Consider the following 611-nt stretch of genomic DNA (forward strand, 5'->3'; position numbering starts at 1 on the left):
TCCTCGGCGCGGTTGTATTCGGTCGAGGTAAACATCAGACGATACCCTTCGGCCCGAGCCGCCTCGTTGATCCCGGAGACCGCATCCGAAAAGACCGGGTTTGACAGGGACGGAATCACCACGCCCAAGGACTTGGTATGAGAGGTGGACAGGCTGCGCCCCACCGCATTGGGCCGAAACCCCAATTCGGCAATCGCCGCGTTGACCCGCTCTGCTGTTGCGGGCCGCAGTTTTCCGGTGCCATTGATGTAGCGCGACACGGTTGCCAGCGATACCCCTGCCCTGGCGGCTACGTCCTTGATCGTCGATGGCACGTCCCGAAACCCCCTGTTTCGTCAATTTATTTTCTAAAGAATACAAGCATCTCTCAGAATGTAAACGTTTACATTGTTAAAGTTTTATGATGCCCCCGCCCCCAAAATCACAACCCCGGCACGAAACACCCTTGCTGCTGACGGATGGGCCGCATTCTAGAAGGGCGGCACTGTGCCCCCTGCCCCCGCGCTTGGGAAAACCTTTCCATGGCGAAGACCGGACAGCCACAAGCAAGGCCCCCATACAAAAGAAGGACCCTGTCTTGCGACAGGATCCCTCTTGGCGGGGGAAGGTTG

General features: G+C 57.9%; 1 protein-coding gene. It reads right to left on the reverse strand.

The window, feature by feature from the left end; genetic code table 11:
• Positions 1–314, reverse strand: a 314-nt coding sequence (locus QQJ79_RS15780) for a LacI family DNA-binding transcriptional regulator (RefSeq protein WP_284223881.1), incomplete at its 3' end; no start/stop codon positions are given.
• Between the last annotated feature and the right edge of the window lie 297 nt (positions 315–611).

It is taken from the genome of Brevundimonas denitrificans (genome assembly GCF_030160755.1).
In the GTDB taxonomy this organism is placed as follows: Bacteria; Pseudomonadota; Alphaproteobacteria; order Caulobacterales; family Caulobacteraceae; genus Brevundimonas; species Brevundimonas denitrificans.